Source organism: Natronorubrum bangense (assembly GCF_004799645.1).
GTDB lineage: Archaea > Halobacteriota > Halobacteria > Halobacteriales > Natrialbaceae > Natronorubrum > Natronorubrum bangense.
This window is the reverse complement of sequence record NZ_CP031305.1, coordinates 1-17,157: the sequence shown is the minus strand read 5'-3', so window position 1 is coordinate 17,157 and position 17,157 is coordinate 1. Positions and strand designations below refer to the sequence as shown.

At 62.3% G+C, this 17,157-nt stretch carries 13 protein-coding genes, 1 tRNA gene and 1 pseudogene; 8 read left to right on the top strand and 7 right to left on the bottom strand.

Features of this window, described 5'->3' with window-relative positions; translation table 11 throughout:
* The first annotated feature begins 21 nt into the window (after positions 1-21).
* The 4 genes from trpD to trpG are packed head-to-tail and all read left to right on the top strand — an operon-like array spanning position 22 to position 4,002.
* A complete protein-coding gene (gene trpD / locus DV706_RS00070) occupies positions 22-1,038 on the top strand; it encodes an anthranilate phosphoribosyltransferase (RefSeq protein WP_006067691.1) in 1,017 nt (338 codons plus the stop codon).
* Positions 1,035-1,703, top strand: coding sequence for a phosphoribosylanthranilate isomerase (locus DV706_RS00065; protein WP_006067690.1), 669 nt, complete (start codon positions 1,035-1,037; stop codon positions 1,701-1,703). The genes trpD and DV706_RS00065 overlap by 4 nt, the downstream gene beginning before the upstream one ends.
* A complete protein-coding gene (gene trpE, locus DV706_RS00060; protein ID WP_006067689.1) occupies positions 1,700-3,379 on the top strand; it encodes an anthranilate synthase component I in 1,680 nt (559 codons plus the stop codon). Before DV706_RS00065 ends, trpE begins: the two co-directional genes overlap by 4 nt.
* The gene (trpG, locus tag DV706_RS00055) at positions 3,376-4,002 is read left to right on the top strand and encodes an anthranilate synthase component II (protein WP_006067688.1); all 627 of its coding nucleotides are present in this window, start codon (positions 3,376-3,378) and stop codon (positions 4,000-4,002) included. Before trpE ends, trpG begins: the two co-directional genes overlap by 4 nt.
* A gap of 45 nt (positions 4,003-4,047) precedes the next feature.
* Here trpG and DV706_RS00050 read toward each other — a convergent pair whose 3' ends face one another.
* Positions 4,048-4,230, bottom strand: coding sequence for a hypothetical protein (locus DV706_RS00050; protein ID WP_006067687.1), 183 nt, complete (start codon positions 4,228-4,230; stop codon positions 4,048-4,050).
* Between the two features lie 440 nt (positions 4,231-4,670).
* On the opposite strand from DV706_RS00050, the gene DV706_RS00045 reads away from it, so the two are divergent.
* Entirely contained in the window at positions 4,671-7,784 is a 3,114-nt protein-coding gene (locus tag DV706_RS00045) for an adenosylcobalamin-dependent ribonucleoside-diphosphate reductase (protein WP_006067686.1), read from the top strand.
* A gap of 116 nt (positions 7,785-7,900) precedes the next feature.
* On the opposite strand, the gene DV706_RS00040 is transcribed toward DV706_RS00045, so the two are convergent.
* Positions 7,901-9,529 (bottom strand): BCCT family transporter, encoded by a 1,629-nt coding sequence (locus DV706_RS00040; protein WP_006067685.1) that lies wholly within the window; start codon positions 9,527-9,529, stop codon positions 7,901-7,903.
* Positions 9,530-9,928: 399 nt separating this feature from the next.
* Between DV706_RS00040 and DV706_RS21370 the strand changes: the two genes are divergently transcribed.
* Positions 9,929-10,066 carry an HVO_2523 family zinc finger protein gene (locus DV706_RS21370; RefSeq protein WP_161569781.1) on the top strand — a complete coding sequence of 46 codons (138 nt, stop codon included), beginning with the start codon at positions 9,929-9,931 and terminating at the stop codon, positions 10,064-10,066.
* Positions 10,067-10,147: 81 nt separating this feature from the next.
* Here the strand turns inward: DV706_RS21370 and DV706_RS00035 are convergent, their stop codons facing one another.
* Complete coding sequence (locus DV706_RS00035) at positions 10,148-10,873, bottom strand: TVP38/TMEM64 family protein (protein WP_006067684.1); 726 nt, start codon at positions 10,871-10,873, stop codon at positions 10,148-10,150.
* A gap of 91 nt (positions 10,874-10,964) precedes the next feature.
* Here DV706_RS00035 and DV706_RS00030 point away from each other — a divergent pair, with 91 nt between their 5' ends.
* Positions 10,965-11,363 carry a DUF5830 family protein gene (locus DV706_RS00030; protein WP_006067683.1) on the top strand — a complete coding sequence of 133 codons (399 nt, stop codon included), beginning with the start codon at positions 10,965-10,967 and terminating at the stop codon, positions 11,361-11,363.
* Between the two features lie 41 nt (positions 11,364-11,404).
* On the opposite strand, the gene DV706_RS00025 is transcribed toward DV706_RS00030, so the two are convergent.
* Positions 11,405-12,688 carry a DUF7115 domain-containing protein gene (locus DV706_RS00025; RefSeq protein WP_006067682.1) on the bottom strand — a complete coding sequence of 428 codons (1,284 nt, stop codon included), beginning with the start codon at positions 12,686-12,688 and terminating at the stop codon, positions 11,405-11,407.
* Positions 12,689-12,791: 103 nt separating this feature from the next.
* Between DV706_RS00025 and DV706_RS00020 the strand changes: the two genes are divergently transcribed.
* Positions 12,792-12,945 (top strand) — tRNA-Met (locus tag DV706_RS00020).
* Between the two features lie 217 nt (positions 12,946-13,162).
* On the opposite strand, the gene DV706_RS00015 is transcribed toward DV706_RS00020, so the two are convergent.
* From DV706_RS00015 to DV706_RS00005, 3 genes and pseudogenes are all read right to left on the bottom strand, one after another.
* Positions 13,163-13,462 carry a HalOD1 output domain-containing protein gene (locus DV706_RS00015; RefSeq protein ID WP_049889977.1) on the bottom strand — a complete coding sequence of 100 codons (300 nt, stop codon included), beginning with the start codon at positions 13,460-13,462 and terminating at the stop codon, positions 13,163-13,165.
* A 120-nt stretch (positions 13,463-13,582) separates the two neighbouring features.
* Positions 13,583-16,717, bottom strand: coding sequence for a PAS domain S-box protein (locus DV706_RS00010; RefSeq protein WP_006067680.1), 3,135 nt, complete (start codon positions 16,715-16,717; stop codon positions 13,583-13,585).
* 109 nt (positions 16,718-16,826) lie between these two features.
* Positions 16,827-17,157, bottom strand: a pseudogene (locus DV706_RS00005) (cupin domain-containing protein).

Sequence of the window (17,157 nt, the reverse complement as noted above, 5' to 3'; positions counted from 1 at the left end):
CTACGTACATTGGTGTTCACTATGCAGGAATACGTCGAACGGGTGACTGACGGCCAGGACCTTACACAAACGGAGGCTCGAGCGGCCTCAACAGCGGTGTTCGAGGGCGCAACGGAAGCACAGATCGGCGCACTGCTTGCTGCACTGCGTGCAAAAGGCGAGACGGAAGCGGAGATCGCCGGCTTCGCGGAAGGGATGCGCGAGGCAGCCCGAACGATCGCACCTGACCGGGAGCCGCTGGTTGACACCTGCGGGACGGGCGGGGACGACTACGATACGATCAACGTCTCGACGACGAGCGCGATCGTCGCCGCCGGCGCTGGCGTCCCGATCGCTAAACACGGCAACTACTCCGTCTCCTCGTCATCTGGCAGCGCGGACGTCCTCGAGGTCGCTGGCGTCGACGTCGAGGCTGAGCCACCGGCCGTCGAGAACGCGATCGAACGCGATGGGATCGGGTTCATGCTCGCGCCGGTGTTCCACCCTGCGATGAAAGCCGTCATCGGCCCGCGAAAGGAACTCGGCATGCGAACGGTCTTTAATATTCTCGGACCGCTGACGAACCCCGCGGGCGCGGACGCACAGGTCGTCGGCGTCTACGACCCCGATCTCGTCCCGACGCTGGCGGCGGCGCTCTCCCGGATGGATGTCGACCGCGCGCTGGTCGTCCACGGCGCGGGCACCGACGAGATCGCCATCCACGGCGAGACCACTGTCGCGGAAGTCGACGGCGACGACGTCGAGCAGTATTCGCTCGAGCCAACCGATCTCGGCCTCGAGGCACACGACATCACGGACATCGCAGGTGGCTCGCCCGAGGCAAACGCCGACGACATGCGCGGTATCGTCGAGGGCGACGTGACGGGCGCAAAGCGCGACGTCATCCTCGCGAACGCGGGCGCAGCGATCTACGTTGCGGGCGAGGCCGACTCGCTCGAGGACGGTGCCGATACCGCACGTGAGGCGATCGAGTCCGGCGACGCAGCGACGAAGTTCGAACGGCTCTGCACGGGCGTCTCGGAACAAACCCACCAATGACGCGCGTCAAGGTCTGTGGACTGACGACCGAAGCTGACCTCGAGACGGTCGTCGACGCCGGTGTCGACGCGGTCGGACTCATCTGTGACGTTCCCGTCGACACGCCACGAGAGGTCTCAGTCGATCAGGCTCGAGCCCTCGTCGCGGCCACACCACCGTTCGTGACGACGGTGCTCGTGACGATGCCGTCCGACCCCGACCACGCACGCGAGCTGGTCGATGCGGTCGGACCGGATGTCCTCCAGATCCACGGCGGCCTCGAGCCAGACGCCCTCGATCGTTTGCGATCGACCATCGATGCACGGCTACTGTACGCGGTCGATGCCGACGACGCGACGAACGCGGCCGCCTACGACGACGTCGTCGATGCCCTCCTCGTCGATACGCCGGGCGAGGACGGCGGTGGCGGAACCGGCGAGACCCACGACTGGGGGCGAACCCGACAGGCTGCTGCCGACCTCGAGTCGCCGTTGATCCTCGCCGGTGGACTCACCCCAGACAACGTCGCGGACGCGGTCCGAGCAGTCGAGCCGTTCGCCGTCGACGCCGCAAGTGGGGTCGAAGCCGACGACGGCAGCAAGGACCCGACCGCAGTACACTCGTTCGTCGACCGAGCAACGACCGCCCTTCGAGCAGTAGAGCCGGACTCGTCCCATCACCCATGACTGACTCAGCCCCCTCATCGAACCCGACGCCGACGCTAGATATCGACCGCGAGACCTTCTGCGAGTATGCAGGCGACCGCGAGGACCGGCCAGCAGTCGTCCGAACCGTCGCCACCCTCGACGTCGAGACGACGCCGCTTGCGGCCTACGCCGCCCTCACCGGCCGCTCGCCCTCGAGCGACCGGGAGCGATCGTCGTACGCCTTCTTACTCGAGAGCGCGGAGAAAACCGCCTCGAGCGATCCGGACGGCGCATTCCGCCCGAGTTCGACGCGAGCGGACCGCCACGCGCGCTACTCCTACGTCGGCTACGATCCTGACGCCGTCGTCACGGTCGAACCCGAGGGGACGACCGTCGAGGCGCTGACCGACGACGCGCCGCTTGATCTCCTCGAGACGGATGTCGACGGCGACACCGTCGATGCGCTCCGGGCGGCGATGCCCGATGTCGACTTCCCGAACGCGCCCGATCACGACCGCCAGCATCTGACCGGCGGGCTGGTCGGTTTTCTCGCCTACGACGCCGTCTACGACCTCTGGCTCGAGGAAGTCGGCCTCGAGCGACCCGACTCGCGGTTCCCGGACGCCCAGTTCGTGCTGACGACGAAGACGCTCGCGTTCGACGAACACGAGGGGACCGTCTCGCTGGTCTGTACGCCGATCCTCGAGGCCGACGCCGATCCCGACGCGGTCTACGACGAGATTCGAGCCGAGGCACGCGCGGTCGCAGAGACGTTGCAGACGGCCGAGCCACCGGAAACGGGCGGATTCGTCCGCGACGAAGAGATCGCCGGCCCCAAAGCCGAGTACGAGGAGAGCGTCCGTCGGGCGAAAGAACACGTCCTCGACGGCGACATCTACCAGGGTGTTATCTCCCGGACGCGAGAGCTCTACGGCGACGTCGACCCGCTCGGCTTCTACGAGGCGATGCGCGACGTCAACCCCTCGCCGTACATGTATCTGCTCGACCACGGCGATCTGACCGTCGTCGGCGCGAGTCCTGAAACGCTTGTTTCCGTGCGCGGGCGCGAAGTGATGTCCAACCCCATCGCCGGGACCTGTGACCGGGGCTCGAGTCCCGTCGAGGACCGTCGGCTGGCTGGCGAGATGCTGGCCGACGAGAAAGAGCGCGCCGAGCACACGATGCTGGTCGATCTGGCCCGAAACGACGTGCGTCGGGTCTCCGAGGCTGGCTCGGTCCGGGTCGACGAGTTCATGAACGTCCTCAAATACAGCCACGTCCAGCATATCGAATCGACCGTGACCGGAGCGTTGGCAGCGGACGCCGATGCCTTTGATGCGACCCGTGCGTCGTTCCCCGCCGGAACCCTTTCGGGCGCGCCGAAGATCCGAGCGATGGAGATCATCGACGACCTCGAGGCCGAGCCACGCGGGCTCTACGGCGGCGGCGTTGGCTACTACTCTTGGACTGGCGACGCCGATTTCGCGATCGTGATTCGGACGGCAACGGTTGAACACGAGGCAGATCGAGACCGGATTACGGTCCAGGCCGGTGCTGGATTGGTCGCCGACAGCGACCCCGAGGCCGAGTACGAGGAAACGGAGAAGAAGATGGGCGGCGTGCTCGCAGCCCTCGAGGCGATCGAGATATCTGCCGACGGCAGCGATGACGACTCAAGCGGAGCCGTCGAGACGACACCGGAGGTGAGCCGATGAACGCGACGAGCGAGCAGTCGGCTGTCGACGCGGATGCAGCGGCGCTGACGGTCCTGTTCATCGACAACTACGACTCGTTTACGTACAACCTCGTCGAGTACGTCAGCCAACTGCCGGGCACCGAGACCGAGATTCTGAAAAACACCGCCTCGCTCGAGGACGTCCGCGCCGTCGACCCCGACGCGATCGTCATCAGTCCGGGGCCGGGGCATCCGAAAAACGATCGCGACGTCGGCGTTACGATGGACGTACTCGAGGAACTCAGCGAGATTCCGACGCTTGGCGTCTGTCTCGGACTCGAGGCCGCCGTCTACGCCTACGGCGGCACCGTCGGGCGGGCCCCCGATCCGATCCACGGCAAGGCCTCGGCGGTCGACCACGACGGCGAGGGCGTCTTCGAGGGACTCGAGCAGGGCTTTCGGGCCGGCCGCTATCACTCGCTGGTCGCCACCGAGGTGCCCGACTGTTTCGCGGTGTCGGCGACGGCCGAACACGGCTCGGAGACGCTCGTGATGGGTGTGCGCCACCGCGAGTACCCACTCGAGTGCGTGCAGTTCCATCCAGAAAGCGTCCTGACGGCCGTTGGCCACGACGTCATCGAGAACTTCCTCTCGACCCTGTAGGCAGGGAATCGTTCAACAGAAAAATCGGTTACGGAGCTGTCGACTTCAGACGCCGGGGAGCAACTCGAGCGTACCAGTTGCCCACAGCGCTGCGAGCACGACCGCGGCGACGAGCCCGACTCGGACGGCCAGTTTGATCGCGATACGGATCGCAACGACGGCGACCGCAAAGGCGGCCAATCCCGCCAGTATGAGCAAGATGGTCGAGGACGTTAGCGGTTCGAACATACTGACCCCACGGTCCTACAGGGACGTAATCTTTCTGGATGTAATGAAAGAGTGCTATTCGCTACTTTCACGAAAAATAATGTGTTCATGCAGGCGACCGATCTGCCGACTGAAACTGAAAATCGGCCGACTAGGCGGCGATTCATTGTCGTTGACGCTACTTTCAGTTCGGTCTGAAAATCGTTAAGACCGTCGGCGTTGTAGTTGCTGATAGCACCGATTACGGTCTGTTCGAGGATCGTGATCGACTCGACAAACGAGACAACACAGAGCCATCTATACAACTGGAGTTGTCCTAGTACAAGAAATATAGGACGAAATACCCAGTTTTAAGATGCATGGCTGACTATCGAACCTTCGTTACGAATGATGGAATTCAGGACTTCCCCATACGCCAGAATCGCCACCCGGAAACGGGATACTGACGAGGTGACCTGCGCATGAGCAACTCGGAGCTCTCCGCGGCTGACCTCACCCTCCCGATCAAACGCACCGACGGTGACACGCTCGAGGAGCGACTGACCGACAACGCCTATCACAACATCCTCCCCGCACGCTATCTGCGTAAGGACGCCAACGGCGAGCTCATCGAATCCCAGGAGGACCTCTTCGACCGCGTCGGCAAGAACGTCGCCCTCGCTGAAGCCGTCTACGAGGCAGACAAGCTCGACCTCGAGGTAACCGTTACACCCGACCAGCTCAAGCCCGACCACCCGCGCCGGGACGAACTCGCAGAGGAGGTCTTCGGTGAGGGGACAACCGTTGGTGACGACGTCGAAACCGAACTAACCGAGCACAACGTCAACAAGTTCGCCTACGAGACGGTCGTCCCAGAGCTTCCCGAAGACGTGCGCGAGCACGTCGAGGACGTCGCCGAGACGTTCATCGAAGGGATGGAGCACCTTTCCTTTATGCCGAACTCGCCAACCCTGATGAACGCTGGCGACGAACTCCAGCAGCTCTCGGCATGTTTCGTCATGAGCCCCGACGACGACCTCTCGGACATCCACGAGACCGCAAAGAAGGCCGCAGAGGTCTTCCAGTCCGGTGGCGGCGTCGGCTACGGCTTCTGGCAGCTGCGTCCCTACGGCGACTCGGTCGGCTCGACCGGCGGTATCGCCTCCGGCCCGATCACGTTCATGCGCACGTACGACCAGCTCTGTGAGACGATCGCCCAGGGTGGCACCCGACGCGGTGCGCAGATGGGGATCATGCGGGTCTCCCACCCGGACGTCATCGAGTTCATCCACGCCAAAAACAAGGACGTCTCGCTGGCACACACGCTGCGACTCAACGACCCCGACGACTACACCTACACGACGTTCTCGGAAGCACTCGAGGAAGCCCGCGAGCTGATCGACGAGGAAGGTCGCGTTCCGAAACACCTGCGCAACGCCGTCGAGGGCCACCTCTCTAACTTCAACATCTCCGTCGGCATCACCGACGGCTTCATGGACGCGGTCAAAAACGGCGAGGAGTTCACGTTCACCAATCCGCGCACGGAAGAGCCACACATCGCCACCGAGGAGACCAAAGAGATGTACAGCCGCTACGACCTCGGCGAACACATCGAGGTCGGCGAGCCGCTGTCGATCCCCGCCGAACTCATCTTCGAACGCATCGTCGAAGGCGCCCACGAGAACGGCGAACCGGGCGTCATCTACCTCGAGCGAGTGAACAAGGAGCACTCCTTCGACATCGAAGAGCAGGAAGACCACCGCATCCTCGCGACAAACCCCTGTGGCGAACAGCCACTCGAGGAGTACGAGGCCTGTAACCTCGGTCACATCAACCTCTCGACGGTCGCCGACCAGAACGCACCCGACTGGCGTGTCTGGAGCGAGGAACACGCCGATGAGTACGACTCCCACGAGGCGGCCGTCGCGGCCTTCTTAGCGGAGGCGATCGACTTCGAGGAGTTCGACGAACGCATCGAGTACGGTACGCGCTTCCTCGAGAACGTCGTCACGATGTCCGACTTCCCGGTGGAAGAGATCGAGGAGAAGGTTCGTGACATGCGCAAGATCGGCCTCGGAATCATGGGGCTCGCTCAGTTGTATATCCAGCTCGGCATCAAGTACGGCAGCGAGGAGGGCAACGAGGTCGCCAGCCAGCTGCTGACCCACATCAACCACGGCGCGAAGGCGACGAGTCACGACCTCGCAACCGAGCGTGGCTCCTTTAACGACTGGGACGACTCGAAGTACGCCGAGCCGACCGAGTACCGCGAATGGTTCGAGAAACAGACCGGCGAGGACGCCGACGACTGGGCCGATGGCTTCCCGATCCGCAACCACAACGTGACGACCATCGCCCCGACCGGAACGACCTCGATGGTCGGCAACACGACGGGTGGCTGTGAGCCGATTTACAACGTCGCCTACTACAAGAACGTCACCGACGACGTGCAGGGCGACGAGATGCTCGTCGAGTTCGACGACTACTTCCTGCGCACCTTAGAGGCCAACGACATCGACGTCGAAGCCGTCAAAGCAGAGGCCCAAGAGCAGATGGCCACAAACCAGTTCGACGGCGTCGAAGGGCTGTCGACGGTGCCAGACGCCATCGGCGAACTGTTCGTCATCACCTCGGACCTCTCGGCGAAACAGCACGCGGCCGTCCAGTGTGCCGCACAGAAAGGCGTCGACTCCGCCATCTCGAAGACGGTCAACGCACCGAACGATTCCTCGCTCGAGGACGCCAAAGAGGTCTTCGAGTGGGTCTACGAGAACGGCGGGAAAGGCGTCACCTACTACCGCGACGGTACCCGCTCCAAGCAGGTGCTGACGACGCGAGCCGACAACGCCGACTTCGCCGACGAGACGGAAGCTGCACAGGCGCTCATCGAACAGATCGACGAGATCTTCGGTGGTCTCGAGGCGTTCCTCGAGAGCGAGGACGTCCGCGAGGTTCTCGAGGAAGACGTCGACTCGCTGGTCGACGAGGCACGCCAGCCGGTCGAGGTCGACTTCACCGAGAAGCGCGAGCGGCCAGATGCGCTCCAGGGCGTCAGCCAGCGTATCGACACCGGCTACGGCAAGGTCTACGTGACGATCAACGAGGACCCCGAGACCGGCCAGCCGTTCGAGCTGTTCGCGAACATCGGCCACTCCGGTGGCTTCACGAACTCCTTTACCGAGGCGCTGGCGAAGGTCATCTCGACCTCGCTGCGCTCGGGTGTCGACCCCGAGGAGATCGTCGACGAACTCTGTGGCACGCGCAGTCCGAAAGTCGCCTGGGACAAAGGCGAGCAGATCCAGTCCATCCCGGACGCCATCGGCACCGCGATGCGTCGCTACCTCGAGAGCGAGATCGACAAGCCGTACCCGACCCAGCAGACGCTCGAGGATGCGGCTGATGCGGGCGCGGACGCCGAGGTTGACGGCCCACAGACCGACGGCGGAGCCGCTGCGGCGAGCAACGACGACGACGACGCCATTCAGGACCTGATCGACGCCGGCGAGTCGCCGGAGTGTCCTGACTGTGGCTCGCTGTCGCTGTACTACTCCGAAGGCTGCAAGACCTGCGAGTCCTGTGGCTGGAGCGAGTGCTGAGAAGCGACTGAACCGACCGACCGAAACCGCGACGTCGTTTTTTCGATCGCTCTGCATCGGACAGCACTGACCAGCGGTGCGTCCACGCTGGTCGTCCGGAGACGACTCGATCGCCGTCAGTCGTCGTCTCCGGGAACCGCGTCCGAATCGCCGCTCGAGGGCTGTTCCGGCCGCGAGCCGACGATCCAGGCGTCATCCTGTAAGAGCACGCGTCCGAACTTCGCGCTGAACTCGCGGGCGAGCCCGAGCAATGCGAACAGACAGACGAACGCAAACGGGCCGCCCGTGATGATCGCGGCCGACTGCAGGGCGTCGACACCGCCGAGGATCATCAGGATCGCGGCAGTCATGCCGAGGACGACCCCCCAGAAGACCCGGTTGATACTCGAGGGACTGGCCTTGCCGCCGGTGGTCATCATCGAGACGGCGAGCGTCGAGGAGTCCGCTGACGTAATGAAGAACGTGGTGACGAGGATCATAAAGGCGATCATGAACACGGAGCCAAGCGGGAACGCCTCGAAGAGGGCGAAGCCAGCGACCGGCGCGCCGTGTTCGCCGACGGGACCGAGGATGTCCGTGACGCCGTTGTGCTGGGCCCAGACGGCCGAGCCGCCGACGAAGGTAAACCACGGAATCGTCGCCCCAGAGGTCGCAGCGATGCCCGTAAACGCGACCTCGCGGACGGTGCGTCCTTTGGAGATCCGGGCGATGAACAGACCGGCAAACGGGGACCACGAGAGTGCCCACGCCCAGTAGAAGACGGTCCAGTCGTTTGCCCACTGGGTGCCGCCCTCGACACCCGCGCCGGTGAACAGACTCATCGAGACGAAGTTCGTCACCATGCCGCCGAAGGCCTGTGTTCCGAGCAAGACGAGAAACACCGTCGGGCCGACGATGAACGTCGCCACCATGAGGACGACGAAGAGAATCATATTGAAGTTCGAGAGCCGGCGAATGCCGCGGTCGACGCCGAGCACCATCGAGATCGTAAACAAAAGCGTCATCGTCGTCACCACGAGCAAGATCCCGGTGTTCCCCAGATCGATCCCCCACTGGTAGTCCAGTCCGGTGACGAACTGGCTGCCGATAAAGCCAAGCGAGGTCGCGACGCCGCCGATCGTCGCGAAGACAGCGATGATATCGATGAACTTCGCGGCGTTCCCATCGAGGTTATCCTTCCCGAGCAGTGGGGTCAGCGCCGAGGAAACCCGCAGTGGGACGGAGTCGTAGTTGTACGCGAAGTAGCCGATCGCGATCCCCATGATCGTGAAGACGGCCAACTGCGGGAGCGCCCAGTGGAACAGCGTCTGCTGGACGGCGACCGTCATCGCCTCCGCCGAGCCACCGGAAACGTCGAACAGCGGCGAAGGGTTGTCATAATAAAACAGCGCCTCAGTCGGCCCCCAGAAGACGACCCCGGCGGCGAAGCCAGCCGAGTACAACATTGCGAAAAACGAGAGGAAGCTGTACTCCGGCTTCTCGTCGCCCAACCTGATCTTCCCCCACGGCCCGATAATCAGGAACAGCAAGAACAAGACGATCAAGAAGACGATCAACAGCAGCGCCCAGTTCAGATACTCGAGCATCGACTCGTTTGCCACCCCAATGGCGTTTTCGACGGTCGTCGGGCTGATGAAGTAGAGTGCGATGATCCCAACCGAGAGGCCGGCTCCAAACAGGAAGACAATCGGGTCGAGTTCCTCACGGAAGCGACCGACAGCACTGAGGTCGTCCGAATCAGCCATCGGCCCCACCCCCTTCGGGACGAACCCGTCTCGGTAGTTCCGTGTCCACACCTCGCCGTCGCGCTATACTCGAGTCAGCTTGCTGAACCACGCCACAGTCACCCAGCTGGAGCCGCTCGTTCGAACGGTCCCTCGTTTCTGCACAGGTCATGGCCTTTGGTAACACCATGCGCACGCACTACGATCCTTCTCTTAACACTATGCATACTCATTTTTCCGAGAGAGACGTGTGGATAATTCCCCGTCACGAACGGTGACTCGAGCGATTGGCTCCACTCGAGTCCGTCGCGTTCATACTGGTCCCAACCGTCAGTACTAATGACTCGATGTCTCGCAGCCAACCGACCTCACCAGGCAGCGCAAAGACAGATCGTCGAATCGCTCGGGAGTTGATCTCCTGTGACTGACAGCCCCAAATCCCATCGCACGGATGGTCATCCCTGTCCGTTCTGTGAGACGCCGATGTACAAGCGCCACTGCAAGTACGTCTGTCCACAACACGGCGTCGTCATCGACTGCAGCGATCCGTTTCTCTAGGCGCACACCACACCTGTTCGATGGGATCGAGCCCAGCCTGGCGTACGAAGCTTGCCCGGCAGTCGACGCTGGGGGCTCGGGCTAGCGATCCATCTGGCGGTCAACGCTGTGTCGTTGTGGGCGCGACTGAACTGCTCGATAGATGGGGCCTGCAAGCAGCGCCATCGCGGCGAACAGACAGACGACCGTGAGCGTTACCCCGAGTTCGCCGAGCCCGCCGGCCGTCACGGTTGCCGCCGAGGAGCCAACGACGACCGCAGCGACCGTCCAGGGGAGTTCGCCGATCGCCGTCCCAATCACGAGTTCGCGAAGGCGCACGCCGCTGACCGCGGCTGCACATGTCGAGACATCCGATGGGATCGGTGCCAGCCGCGAGACGATGACGCCACGAACCGGTCCCGCGGTGTTGTAATACCGAGAGACCGTTGTTCCGGTTCGCTCGAGCAGCGTTCCGATCCAGCCACCGATCGACCACGGCCAGGTGCGTGTTTCGGCGTCGCCGAGCCAGCGTGCAGCGAGGAAGACGGGAATAACGGTCATGATGACGCCCGCCAGTGCGAACGGAACCCCGAGGACGACGCCGTATCCGTACCCGACGACAAGTGCAAGCGGCGTCGTCGGAAGCGCAAGCAGCGGCCGCACGAGATAGAGTCCGACCACGACGAGGCCGAACAGATAGGGGTCCGAAGAAACCGACGCAGCGGCACCAAGCACCCCTGCTGGAGAGACGAGCAGGCCAGTCGCGACAATCGCACCGATCACGATCATCCCGGCGAGCAGGCGAAGCTGTCCCGGTGACACCGACATCGATCACAGTTTTTCCTCGAGTGTTGAAACGTTTGTGTCTCTGCGGGCCACGACACAACGTTTATTCATATCGGGGCGACACCACACATCGATGGACCGCGACGAGCCTGAAGCCGACACGCCCGTCGACACCGATGACGACCGGGTCACACTCGGACTGGCACTGCTCGAGCGACTCGAGCACGAGTCGCTTCCCCTCCCCGAGGTTATCGACCGAATCGAGACGGTGACGACCGATCCGACGGTGACGCGAACGATCCTCGATGAGGCCGAACTTCGTGGGATCATCGACCGCGAGGACGGGATCATCCGGCCGAAGAGCCGCCAGTACGTACGCTTCGAGCAGGACATCATTACGAAAGAGGGTGAGTTTACCTGCCAACGCTGTGGTATGGGGCTGTCGACAGGCTATTTTATCAAACTCGATGCTGGCGAGTTAGGCCCCTATGGGTCTTCGTGTATCCGGAAAGTGACGGGGCGTGAGGACTGACCAACGAGGCTACAGGGCCGTGTTCTGGTGACACAAAGCCGTTATCGGCGCGCTCTGAGTTCCGCGATCAGCTGTTCGATCGTCTGCTGTTGGCGTTCGATCGTCTCCGTCTGCTGTTCGACGGTCGACTCGAGTGACTCGAGTCGCTCGAGGAGTTCGCTATTGGAAACCTGCTCGGCGTCCGTGGTAGCGTCTGTGGTCTCCGCTGCAGTGTCGTCGATCTCGCCACCGAGCAACGAGCCCGACTCGAGTACAGCGTCGTGGCCGGCTCGAGCGCTGTCCGGTTCGGTCGTGGTCGGGGAGTCAGCGTGCTCGGTCGCCGGGACAGTCGACTCGTCGGTCGTCATCTCGAAGGTGGTGTCCGTCGGTTCGGTGTCCGGCTCTGTCGATGTCTCCGACTGCGCAGGCTCGTCGTGTGCGTCTTGTGGCGTGTCCTGCTGGCCGTGTGCTGTCCTCTCGCGCGTGTCGGGGACGTGTGTTTGTGGCTCAGGTTCGGGTTCGGCTTCACGGGCGGCCGTCGTCTCCTCCGCGAGAGGGTCGGTCGATGTGGCGGCCGGCGTACTCGTGTCGTTGGCAGCGGAGTCGCTGCCGTCGTCGTCCAGTTCGGGCGGGTTTGCATCGAGTGGATCGACGCCGTCGCCGAAGTCGACCGTTGCGCGGTCACGGTCCTCACCAGTTCCGTCGTCGTCACCGACCGCCTCGTTGAGTTCTGCAAGCGAGCCGACGCCGTGGTACTCGAACAGCGCGCGCTTGAGCCGTTCGCGGAGATCGTTTGCCTCCTCGTTGGGGGCTTTGATCCGCTGTGGGCGTCCACCGACTTCGAGAACGATCTGTGTGGCGACACTGCCGTCTTCGAAGGAGAGCCCAGTCACATCCGCGAACTCGTACTCCTCGTAGTCGCCGTCCCAGACCGCCGCGCCGATGTGTTTGACCAGTCGGTCACTCGTGATGATCAACGTCAGTTCGCTAAAGCGATACGTCTGAACGACCGTCTCGCCCGGCTCGGTGATCCCGTTGCCGTTCAAGACGCCGGCGAGCACTGGATGGAGAACGGCGTCGGTCTTGCTTGCGGGGACAGTGAACTTCTTGGTCCCCTCGAGTGGGTACTCGAGTGCAAACGTGGTTTTGCGCCGTCCTTCCGAGAGCGTCAGTCGGTCGGCGTCGTGGGGGTACTCGTCGACCGACTCGTCGCTCAAGAGCCCTTCGGAGTTGTAGACGAGGGTGCTCGAGGGTGTGATGAAAAGGCAGTCTTCACCGCCGAGAGAGACTCGCGCCGCGATTTCTTCGCCATCAAGAGTAGAGTGGACGATTCCGGGAACGCTCATGCGCGGGTAGTTGGGAAGGCCATATCATAAATCCGTGGGTCGGCGTTGCACGCCCGGACGGAATGAGAAGCTTAAAGAAATAGACGGCACTATCAGCAAACGAGCCCGGGTGGCTTAGCTGGACATAGCGCCGCACTCATAGGGTTCAGAGATTCGGTGCGGTTTCGCCTTGGAAGCCTCCGTGTCCCCTCGAGGACTCTGCCGAGCCTCGGACCTGGGACATGCGGAGATCGAGGGTTCGGAGCCCTCCCCGGGCATTTTTCCAACGAAATTACGGTCGGAGTGAGTTCTGTGATCCGACGATCTTGCGTGGGCGCTGGCGAGTACTGGCGCTGTAACCCGGTCGTCGTGACGAAAACCGATGCGACTGGCGAGTCAGGTGTGAGTCTCGAGACTCGACACAGCTGAAACAGTCGACACGCAAAACGACGAGTTGACCCACCCCTGAGTCGAATCGTCGCAGTGGTGGTCAGATTACGCTTCTTCGACCCGGATTTCACCGTCGGCATCGACGGTTACCAGACAGCCGTTGTATTCGAAGACGACTGAGCCGTCCGACCGGACGCCCTCCGCACGCGGCTCGAACAGTCGCTCGAGCGCATCAGTGTTAATCGTATAATGAAGTGGCTCGAGTTCCGTTATCTCTTCGTCACAAAACGTCGCAACGGCGTCGACGATAGCGACGCTTAGTGGTTGGTCATCGAGTCGGTCGTGCTGTACAACGTAGTGGTCCGTCATTGAAGCAGATGGTGAACGTGAAGTCATTTCAGTCATTGATTCTACAAACCCCCCGTGCGATCTGCGGGAAGACGAGTTCACGTTCACGAGTAACAGTAAAGAGCTTGATTATTAACTGTGTAACCGATCCTGCAGCAGATGGTTACACAGTTAACCCTAGTTCGACGAACTGTCGAACAACGCGGTAAAGAGCTTCTGTTCGGCGGCTCTGACGTGCTTGTGGAAGGCGGGTGGAGAGATCTCGAGTGAGTCCGCGAGGTTCTCACCGGTGGTCTGGCGAGGCCACTCGAAGAAGCCGCCGTAGTAGGCCGTCTGGACGACCTCCTGTTGTCTGTCAGTCAGTTGTTCGAGTAGCGAGTTGCGCGCGGAGATATCGATTGTCGACAGATCGTCTGTCGACTGCTCACGGCGGGCGACCATCGATGCAGGGAAGCCACGGCGGCCGAGTCTCGACAGGAGGTCTCTGACTTCGGTCGTTTCCGGCACGTCGATGATCGCCCGGCTCTCGTCGCTGTCGGTCACGAACGACCGAAGCGTGCCACCCTGTGCGTCGACGACAGCGCCGAGGAACGGATCCGAACACTGGAGTTGCAACAGTGTTTCCGACTCGAAATCTGTGATGATCGAGACAGCGTGAATACCTTCGAGATCCGCGAGCGCGGCAGTGTCGTCCGGAGAGAGCGACACATCGGCCACGACGAACACCGTCGGTGAGCCATCAGCCCGGATCGTCTCCCCTTCGTACTCGATTCGTGCAGCCAGCTGCTCGGCGAGTCGACACAGCGGCGATTCGTCCTCGAGTTCGAGTTCGATCTCGACCGCGGCAACGCCGTCGGTACGCAGTGCAGCCTTCCGTTTGACCGCGTCGATTGCATAGCCGATGGTCCCGCCGAGATCTGCAAGTATTGATCGAAGTGGCATGTCGAACGCATCTCGGTCGTCACCGTACAGAGACAGGGCCCCGTACAGAAAGCCATCGTACACGAGCGGCACAGTGTACACAGACTGGATGTTCCGCGAGAGAGCTTCGACACGCCAGGTTCCGTCACGAACCGATTCGGCAACGTTCTCGATATACACCGAGTCCTGGGTGCGTGCCGTGCGCCCCGTCGGCTCGGCCGCGGAGTCGTCGACGGTCGTCACTGTGACGGCCTCGAGATAGCCACGCTCGAGGCCGTCCTGTGCCCGCCGATGAAGCTGTGTCCCGCTTGGATCGGGTTCGCCGATCCAGGCGAACGAGCAGGCCTCGAGGTCGGTCAGGCGCTCACAGATGCCCTGTTCGATCTCGGTCCGGGTGTCAGCCATTAAAAGTAACTGCTCGATATCCTGACGCACCTCGTTTGCATCGTTTAATCGCTCGAGCGAGGTATTTTGTTGCTTGAGTTCCCGTTCGCGGCGGTGGAGCCGATGGGTACGACCGATTCGATCGAGTGCTGCTTCGGCCGTCACGGCAAACAGCTGTGCGAGTTCGAACGTTTCATCGTCGTACTGGTTCGGCTCGGGATCGAGGGCGACGAGTACGCCGTGCTCGCCGATCGGGACGTAGAGCCCACTGCGAGCGGTCGTCGTCGAATCGTACACGAATGCCGACTCCCTGACGTCGTCAAACCGGGATGGAGTCTCGCTGGCGAACGTCTGCCAGGAGATACTCTCAGTCGGCTCGAGACGGGGTGGTGTCCCGATCGTCGACTCGATTCCCGGTGCGTAGGCTGCCGGCAGGAGTTCGTTTTGCTGCTCGTCGAAGCGGTAGACGATGCTCTCGATGTCGAGGACGTCAGCGGCGACGTCGACCATGTACTCACAGGCAGCCTGCTTCGATTCGACGGTGAGCAGATGTCTCGTGGCCTCGTGTAAGGCGTTGAGTGTCTCTTGATACTGCACGCGCTCAGTGACGTCGACGGCAGTTCCGATAACTCGTTCGACGTCGTCATCCGCGGTGATCGGCTGCCACCACGATTCGAAAACGCGATCTTCGAGGAGTATCATGGAGTGGGCGGACTGGCCGTCCAGTGCTGTGTTCGCATCGTCAAGGATGCTCGAGTGAGAATCAAACACGTCGTCCACCGACTCGCCAACGAGTGGCGATTCGCAGCCGTCGATACGATCGAGTGCACGGCCCTCGGCGAGCGTAATCGTCCCATCAGCATCGACGACGGAGAGGGCAACGGGGGCGTTTTCGACGAGCGTTTCCAGTCGCTCCGTCCGCGCCTCGAGTTCCCGTTCGCGATCGATGCGATCGGTGACATCTCGAAAGTAAACCGAGAGCCCTGACGGCGAGGGGTACAGCTCGACATCGTACCAGCGATCTGCAGGCTCGTAGTAGCCTTCGATCGACGTGTGTTCTTGTCTCCGCATTGCTTCGGTCGCCGCGTTGTGGAAATCCGTTCCCTCCAGTTTCGGAAACTCCTCGAGGAAATCTTGTCCGAGAACCGCCGCCTGATCGACGCCGAGGAGGGACGTCGCTTGGTCGTTAATGTAGGTAAGCCGCCACTCGGAGTCGAGTGCACAGAACGCGTCTGTCACCCGTTCAAACGAGTTGTCGAGCTCCTGTTCGACCTGGTGGCGATCCGTGACATCCCTGATCGAGACGACGATGGCGCTCTCCTCTTCGAGCCAGTTCGTGAGAACGGCTTCGTGGACAAACCAGCCGTCGGTTGCGTACTGCGATCTGTACTCGACGGTCGTCGTCTCACCGGTTGCCCGTTCACGGAGGTCCTCGAAGGCGGTCTGGACTGCTGGCGCATCCGCTGGGTGGACGTGGTCAATAAACGAGACACCGAGCAACGTGTCTGTGTCTGCTCCGCGTATTCGTTCGACCGACGGGCCGACAGCGGTGATCGTCCCGTCGGCGTCGGTCACGATCAACAGATCCGACGACTGTTCGAGCAGCGTCTGATACCACGTCTCCTGTTGTGTAACTGTCCGACGGGTCGTGACGAACTGCGTGGCCTGCCGAAGCCGGTGTTCGAGCAACACCGGATTCTCGGCCGTCGATCTGCGAACGATGTCGGTTGCGCCCGCACTGCGAAGTCGCTCGAGCGTCTCCCCGTCCGCCGACTCGACAGCACAAACGACGGCACACTCTGTGTCGAGAGCCGTCAGAACAGCCTGCTCGTCGGTCAGCACACAGTCGATTGCATCGAGCTCGAGGTCGGCGTCCGACTCGAGCGGCCCGGAAACCGTAACGTCCCCATCCTCGAGGCGCGCTGCCGTCGTCTGGAGCCATGTCGACGAGCCGACGACGAGGAGCCGAAGGTGAGCCGTTTCAGGTGCACCGAGACCGCGGGTCATATGTTCGATGGGAACGGCACGAATAAAAACTTCCTGTTAAATTCAATGGTGTGGACAGCTCAACGAACCAGTCCAGCTTCGTTCTTGATCGCGGCCGCGTTCAGACGTTCTATGAGGGGAGCGGACAGAGACTCGCCGTGAAGACGACCGTCTCCTCGGTTTCGTTTCGTGCGCCGTGGACGACACCGCGGTCGTGACGAACGACGCCGGGCGCGGTGATCTCTTCGCTGTCGTCGCCCCTGTACGACCGTCACCGTCCCCTCGAGGACGTGAAACACGTTCGTACTATCGGCGTGTTCGTGGGCGGGGAGTTCCGCGCCCGGTCCGAGTGCGAACATCTTGACCAGCACGTCCTCGGTGACGACCAGTTCAGCGGTTTCGATCTCGCCGTCGGCTGGCTCGAGTGCCGTATGTGCAGCGTCATATTCGTCGAGGGACAT

Coding starts and splice junctions, on each gene's coding strand:
- trpD (WP_006067691.1), top strand. CDS start 22: ATGCAGGAATACGTCGAACGGGTGACTGACGGCCAGGACCTTACACAA.
- DV706_RS00065 (WP_006067690.1), top strand. CDS start 1,035: ATGACGCGCGTCAAGGTCTGTGGACTGACGACCGAAGCTGACCTCGAG.
- trpE (WP_006067689.1), top strand. CDS start 1,700: ATGACTGACTCAGCCCCCTCATCGAACCCGACGCCGACGCTAGATATC.
- trpG (WP_006067688.1), top strand. CDS start 3,376: ATGAACGCGACGAGCGAGCAGTCGGCTGTCGACGCGGATGCAGCGGCG.
- DV706_RS00050 (WP_006067687.1), bottom strand. CDS start 4,230: ATGTTCGAACCGCTAACGTCCTCGACCATCTTGCTCATACTGGCGGGA.
- DV706_RS00045 (WP_006067686.1), top strand. CDS start 4,671: ATGAGCAACTCGGAGCTCTCCGCGGCTGACCTCACCCTCCCGATCAAA.
- DV706_RS00040 (WP_006067685.1), bottom strand. CDS start 9,529: ATGGCTGATTCGGACGACCTCAGTGCTGTCGGTCGCTTCCGTGAGGAA.
- DV706_RS00035 (WP_006067684.1), bottom strand. CDS start 10,873: ATGTCGGTGTCACCGGGACAGCTTCGCCTGCTCGCCGGGATGATCGTG.
- DV706_RS00030 (WP_006067683.1), top strand. CDS start 10,965: ATGGACCGCGACGAGCCTGAAGCCGACACGCCCGTCGACACCGATGAC.
- DV706_RS00025 (WP_006067682.1), bottom strand. CDS start 12,688: ATGAGCGTTCCCGGAATCGTCCACTCTACTCTTGATGGCGAAGAAATC.
- DV706_RS00015 (WP_049889977.1), bottom strand. CDS start 13,462: ATGACTGAAATGACTTCACGTTCACCATCTGCTTCAATGACGGACCAC.
- DV706_RS00010 (WP_006067680.1), bottom strand. CDS start 16,717: ATGACCCGCGGTCTCGGTGCACCTGAAACGGCTCACCTTCGGCTCCTC.